We start from the raw sequence: 6,100 nt of genomic DNA on the forward strand, positions 1-6,100 counted from the left end.
CATCACCAAAATAGGGAGGTTCACCTATTTCTTTAAGTTTATCCACCTTTTTTTGATCTCCAGCTCTATTAGCTGCTTCAAGTACATAGTTATACATATATTTATCGGTTTCTTTTACATTTACCATCTGAGCTGCCCCAATATAAGCATGAAATTGATCGGGATATTTTACTACAGCTTTGGTACCAATAATAGTACCCCAGGAATGGCCTAAAAGATATATTTTTTCTTTGTTAAATCTAGCTTTTAGATAATTTGTTAGTTCATTTATATCTTCAACATACTGTTCTACTTTCATATTATCTCTATCTTTTATAGCAGGATATGATTTACCACAACCACGCTGTTCCCAATTTACAACGATAAAATCATCTTCTAAACCTTTATTAAATTCTAAAAACCTACCTAATTCACTTGATCCAGGGCCACCTGAAAGCATTAACAAAACTGGGTTGTTAATATTTTGTCCTCTAATAACTAGCCACTGGTCTACTCCTCCGAGTTTTATTTTTTCCATTTCTGCTACACTATTTTCAACAAGTTCTCCTTCAGAGTTTACTATATTTTTGGTCTTGGCTGGCCAAAATATTAAAATTCCTAAAGTAATAAATAGTATTCCTAGAAAAATAAGCAATTTGTTATTTTTTATTTTCAACAATTTATTTCCCCCTATCAAATTTATTTGTGTATTTATATATAATTGTCCATTAATAGTTATTATCCTTCTATTGTTACTATAATATTATTTATTTAGTAAATTTAATCTATTAAAGATGATAAATTCAATCAAGTTTATAAGTTTTAATGCAGGACTTTTTATACTTACAACTAATATTAACTTATATACTTTTTTTAATAAAATTTGATTGAGGTGAAGAAAATGAAGCTATTAATAAAAATCATCTTATTTGGTGGGATAATAATAGTAGGATTTTTGTTATTTTCTTTTTTATATCATAACTATCAATTAAGAATTGAAGCTGAAAAATATCCTCCACCAGGAAAGTTAGTTGAAGTAAATGGCCATAAGATGCATGTATTTACTGAAGGTAACGGTGAAATTACTCTAGTATTTATGGCTGGTGGTGGTACAAGTAATCCCACTATAGATTTTAAACCTTTATGGATGAAATTAACTGATAAATATAGAATAGCAGTAGTAGAAAAAGCAGGTTATGGGTGGAGTGAAACTTCCTCAAATTCAAGAGATGTAGATATAATGCTTGAAGAGACAAGAAAAGCTTTAAGACAATCAGGTGAAGAAGGGCCTTATGTACTTGTAGCCCATTCACTTTCAGGATTAGAAGCAATTTATTGGGGGCAGAAATATCCTAATGAAATACAGGGGATTATCGGACTTGATATGGCAGTTCCAGATGTTTATTTAGATTCTTCGTTTGAGTTGCCCAGTAGTAGTGAGTTGAATATAATGTATTTAGTATCAAGAATAGGATTATCTAGATTTATGAGTAGAAAAAATTTAGATAAAAATTTTCCTTTGTTAAAATCTGATGAATTATCTAAAGAGGATAAAGAAAAATTTATATCACTTTTTTACAAAAGTTCTTATACAAAAAACATGTTAAATGAGGTTGATTATATTAAAAAAAATGCAATTAAGGTAAAATCAAAGAAAGTACCTATTAATATTCCTATGTATTTTTTTATAGCTGAGGATAATAATATAAATATAGTACCAAGTTGGGAAAAGAATTTATCTGAATATATTTCAAAAATAAATTCTGGAAAGAAAAAATTGCTGGATTGTGGACATTATATGCATCATGAAAAATCAGAGATTATAGCAGATGAAATAAAAAAATATATAATTTCAAAAAATCCTTTAAAACTTGAGTGAATCACTATATAATAGAATATAGATTTAGCAAAAAAAATACTAGGAGGAATAATAATTATGAAAAAGAAAATTATTTTTTTAGCACTTATAATGTTAATATTTTCACTTACGATTATAACAGGTAATATTAATGCAAATGAAATGTCTCTAGAAATTGGAATAATGCCAGCAGTTGACTCAGCTCCCATTTTATTAGCTCAGGAAAAAGGTTATTTTGCAGAAGAGGGGCTTGATATAAAAGTTGATGTTTACACAAATGCAGTTAATAGACAGACTGCTTTACAAACTAATAAATTAGATGGGGCAATGACTGATTTGATAGCATTTGTTAATAATGTGAATAATGATTTTCCTGTAAAAATAACTACAACAACTGATGGAAGTTTTCCGATATTAGTAAGTAAAGATTTTAAAGAAAAAGAAGAAGTAAAAATTGGGATGATGGAAGTAAGTGTAACAAATTTTTTAGCAGAACAATTTTTAAAAGATAAATATAAATTAAATAAAATCTATATCCCAGCAATACCTGCTCGTTTGGAAATGCTTAAATCAGGTCAATTAGAAATGGCAGTTATTCCAGAACCACTTGCTTCAACTGCTGAGCTACAGGGATTAGAAAAGAGAATATATAAAAATGACTATGATTATATGCCAGAAGCTATGATTTTTACTGAAACTGCTCTTAGTAAAAAAGATAAAGAAATCAGTATTTTTCATAAGGTATATAATAAGGCAGTAAAAGAAATAAATGAGGATGATCAAGAAGCAAGAGAGGTTTTAATTAAAAGCTTAGATTTACCAATAAAAATAAAGAATTTAATAACAATGCCGGAATACCATTTAACAAGAATTCCAAGTGAAGATTATTTAAATAAAGTAATTGAATGGGTAGAAAAGACTGATAAAAGTCAAATTGAAATTGATTATAATCAGGTAGTGGAAGGGAAGTATAGTAGTCAATGATTAAGGTGAATAATTTAAATTTTGCCTATCAAAAGGAAAAAGTTTTAAAAAATATTAATTTAGAACTTAAAAAAGGAGAAAGTCTTGCTGTAATCGGCCCATCTGGCTGTGGTAAGACTACACTCCTTTATTTATTAGCAGGACTAAAAAAAGCAAAAGATGGAGAAATAAAAATAAATTCAAAAGAAATTAATGGTGTAAGGAATAATACAGCTGTTATTTTGCAGGATTACGGTCTTTTCCCCTGGAAAACAGTTTATCAAAATTTAGCTTTAGGATTAAAAATTAGAAAATTTAATAAAAAGAAGATAAAAAAAACAGTTAATGCTGCTTTGAAAAGACTTGATATATTTGATCTTAAAAATAATTATCCGGCCGAATTAAGTGGAGGCGAAAAACAAAGAGTTGCAGTAGGGCGTTCTCTGGTCATTAAACCGGATTTATTATTAATGGATGAGCCTTTATCTGCTCTGGATGCCCTAACTAGAGAAAAGATGCAAAATTTAATTATAGATATTTATAAAAGAGATAATTTTTCTTTTATAATTGTAAGTCATGATATTGCTGAAGCTGCTTTTTTAGGCCATAAAATTGCAGTAATGAAAGAAGGAAAGATTATTGAAGTTTTAAAAAATCCTCACTTTGGCGAAAAGAACTTGAGAGAAAAAGAAGAGTTCTTTGAACTACAAAAGAAATTAAGAAAGTTAATGATAGTATAAATAAAGGAGTAATAATAAGATGGAAAAAAACATAAAAAGTAATAGTTATGCTTTAATAATCATAATCTTTTGTTGGTACATATTATATTTTACTATTGATTCAGCAATTATTGCTTCGCCTTTAGCAGTTCTAAAAACCTTTATTGATAATTTTAGTTCTGAAATTATACCTCATCTTTTTATGAGTTTATATAGAATAAGCATTGCAGTAGCATTTTCTCTCTTTTTAGGTGTTATTATTGGAATAATTACAGGGATGCACCCCAAAATAGATAAATATTTTGCTCCATTAATATATCTTTTATATCCTATTCCAAAGATTGCTTTTTTGCCAATTTTTATGCTTTTATTTGGATTGGGAGATCTTTCTAAAATTATTTTATTAATTGTTATTGTTATTTTTCAAATTATTGTAACAACAAGAGATGGAGTAAAAGGAATTGATGATAAATACTTTGCTTCAGCTCGTTCTTTAGGTATGAATAAGTATGATATTTATCGGCATTTAGTATTTCCTGCTGTTTTACCTGGAATACTTACATCTTTAAGAATTACTATTGGGACCAGTATTGCTGTATTATTTTTTGCAGAAAATTTTGCTGTTGAATATGGAATTGGTTATTATATCATGAACAGTTGGTCAATGGTTAATTATTCAAAAATGTATAGTGGAATTATAGCTGTAAGTATCCTGGGTTTTTTCTTATTTAAACTAATTGATATTTTAGAAAACAAATTTTGTAGCTGGAAATAAATTTAATCATAATAGGTAAATAAATTAACAGAAGATAATATTAACCTATGATATATTAATAATTGAAATTAAAATAATACGATTAAAAGGAAGGAAGATAAACTATGAAAATAATATTATCACCCAGTAAAACTCAGAATCATCAAAGAAAAAGGAAGGAACAAGGCAAAGATATTTTAAAAGAAGATATGACTAAAGAATTATTTGATTACTTAAAATCTCTATCAAAAAAAGAATTAAAAAAAGAACTTGATATACAGGGAAATCTTTTAGATAGAACCTATGAGCTTTATCAGAATCATAGTTATGAAGACCAGACTATTCCTGCTATTGAATGTTATAATGGAGCAGTTTTTAAACAAATTGAACTAGATAGTTATTCAAAAGATCAGCAGTCATATATGCAAAATAAACTTGTTATTCTCTCTCCTATGTATGGGCCGCTAAGATCAAATACAGAAATCTGGCCTTATAGACTTGAAATGAAACTTAAGCCAAATGGGATTAATCTCTATGAATACTGGCAGGATGTAATGAAAAATTATTTTTCTGAGACAGATTTGATTATTAATCTGGCCTCAAATGAGTATAGTAAAGTAGTTGAAAAAAATTATCAGGGTAAAATAATTGATTTTTATTTTAAAGAGGAAAAGGAAGATGGCAGTCTTAAAACAATTGGTTATTATGTCAAGCAAAACAGAGGTAAACTCTTAAATGAATTGATAAAAAAGCAAATTAATAGTCTGGAAGAAATTAAAAAAATCAATCTTGATGGCTATAAATTTGATGAGGAACGCTCAGATGAAAATAATTTTATGTTTATTAAAAGACCACTTTAAATAGTGGTCTTTTTTTTGTAATCAAGATAAAGCCAACTACTAAGAATTATTAATAAAAATATCATTACTAATGGAATTTGCCAGAGATTTATGTTAATTATATTCCAGCCAAGTAACATAACTGTTATTGAAGTAATAGGGGCTATTATAAAATAAGCTTTTGTATTGTAAAACCAGCCATATGGAAAAAAATGTGCTCCAGTTATTACTGAAAAAAATATTATCATATATTCCGGATTTTTCGAAAAAGCCCAAAATAGTATAGGAAAATACATTAATTGAGCTAAATTTAAATATAGTCCAAGTTTTCCTAAAGGATTATCATTTGTATTCCAGTCAGCTTTAATTATTTTTGAAATAAATATTGATAATGGAAACATAAGACCTGTAGTATAAAAAGTAAATAAATTTTTTCTTATTATATCTAGTGGAGTAGAAAATATAATAAGTATAATTAACCAGATAAAAGTAGCAGCGAGCAAAAAGGGTAAACCGTTTTTGCTTCTTACAGAAAGTTGATTTCTTAATTCATTAATATTATTCACTTTCATTTCCTCCTTAAATTATCTTAATTATAAAAATTATTTTTTAATGAGATGATAAACTGTATTCTACTTTAATAGTTAATATTTGTCAACTATATTTAATAAATATTAAAGGAATTATATTATTTATAGCGAATTATATTAAGGCGTAATAATATCAAATACGAATTCAAGGGGGAAAATTACGCATGACAAAAACTATAATTAAAACTAAAATTCACATTATATTTTCCATATTTTTAATAGGATTTATATTTATGGGGAATGGCCTATTAGAAGACTCTTTTGTATCAGCTAAGGATACAGAATACATACTTGAAAAAAATAGCCTTCCAGATAATTGGGAAATAAAAAAGACAATAATTGTCCCTGATAATTATCTGGACAAATATAGCAAAAAGCTTAATGGAGAGATTATATCT

8 protein-coding genes are annotated in these 6,100 nt (G+C 27.2%); 6 read left to right on the top strand and 2 right to left on the bottom strand.

The genetic code is table 11. The features are described from left to right. A partial coding sequence (locus VJ881_03490; GenBank protein HKL75109.1) for an alpha/beta fold hydrolase occupies positions 1-658 on the bottom strand: 658 nt, incomplete at its 3' end. A gap of 222 nt (positions 659-880) precedes the next feature. Here VJ881_03490 and VJ881_03495 point away from each other — a divergent pair. From VJ881_03495 to VJ881_03515, 5 genes are all read left to right on the top strand, one after another. After that, the gene (locus VJ881_03495) at positions 881-1,858 is read left to right on the top strand and encodes an alpha/beta hydrolase (protein ID HKL75110.1); all 978 of its coding nucleotides are present in this window, start codon (positions 881-883) and stop codon (positions 1,856-1,858) included. 57 nt (positions 1,859-1,915) lie between these two features. Continuing rightward, positions 1,916-2,821, top strand: coding sequence for an ABC transporter substrate-binding protein (locus tag VJ881_03500; protein ID HKL75111.1), 906 nt, complete (start codon positions 1,916-1,918; stop codon positions 2,819-2,821). Beyond that, complete coding sequence (locus VJ881_03505; GenBank protein HKL75112.1) at positions 2,818-3,540, top strand: ABC transporter ATP-binding protein; 723 nt, start codon at positions 2,818-2,820, stop codon at positions 3,538-3,540. Before VJ881_03500 ends, VJ881_03505 begins: the two co-directional genes overlap by 4 nt. Before the next feature lie 19 nt (positions 3,541-3,559). Beyond that, positions 3,560-4,294: an ABC transporter permease gene (locus tag VJ881_03510; GenBank protein HKL75113.1), complete on the top strand. Its 735-nt coding sequence runs from the start codon at positions 3,560-3,562 to the stop codon at positions 4,292-4,294. A gap of 104 nt (positions 4,295-4,398) precedes the next feature. Continuing rightward, positions 4,399-5,133: a YaaA family protein gene (locus VJ881_03515; GenBank protein ID HKL75114.1), complete on the top strand. Its 735-nt coding sequence runs from the start codon at positions 4,399-4,401 to the stop codon at positions 5,131-5,133. Here the strand turns inward: VJ881_03515 and VJ881_03520 are convergent. Continuing rightward, positions 5,130-5,678 (bottom strand): hypothetical protein, encoded by a 549-nt coding sequence (locus tag VJ881_03520; GenBank protein ID HKL75115.1) that lies wholly within the window; start codon positions 5,676-5,678, stop codon positions 5,130-5,132. The two genes, VJ881_03515 and VJ881_03520, sit on opposite strands and share 4 nt — an antisense overlap. A 188-nt stretch (positions 5,679-5,866) precedes the next feature. Between VJ881_03520 and VJ881_03525 the strand changes: the two genes are divergently transcribed. Beyond that, a partial coding sequence (locus tag VJ881_03525) for a hypothetical protein (GenBank protein HKL75116.1) occupies positions 5,867-6,100 on the top strand: 234 nt, incomplete at its 3' end.

Source organism: Halanaerobiales bacterium, from assembly GCA_035270125.1.
Classification (GTDB): Bacteria; Bacillota; Halanaerobiia; order Halanaerobiales; family DATFIM01; genus DATFIM01.

Bases quoted from the DNA above. Each gene is read 5' to 3' on its own strand.
- VJ881_03495 (HKL75110.1), top strand. From the start codon at position 881: ATGAAGCTATTAATAAAAATCATCTTATTTGGTGGGATAATAATAGTA.
- VJ881_03500 (HKL75111.1), top strand. From the start codon at position 1,916: ATGAAAAAGAAAATTATTTTTTTAGCACTTATAATGTTAATATTTTCA.
- VJ881_03505 (HKL75112.1), top strand. From the start codon at position 2,818: ATGATTAAGGTGAATAATTTAAATTTTGCCTATCAAAAGGAAAAAGTT.
- VJ881_03510 (HKL75113.1), top strand. From the start codon at position 3,560: ATGGAAAAAAACATAAAAAGTAATAGTTATGCTTTAATAATCATAATC.
- VJ881_03515 (HKL75114.1), top strand. From the start codon at position 4,399: ATGAAAATAATATTATCACCCAGTAAAACTCAGAATCATCAAAGAAAA.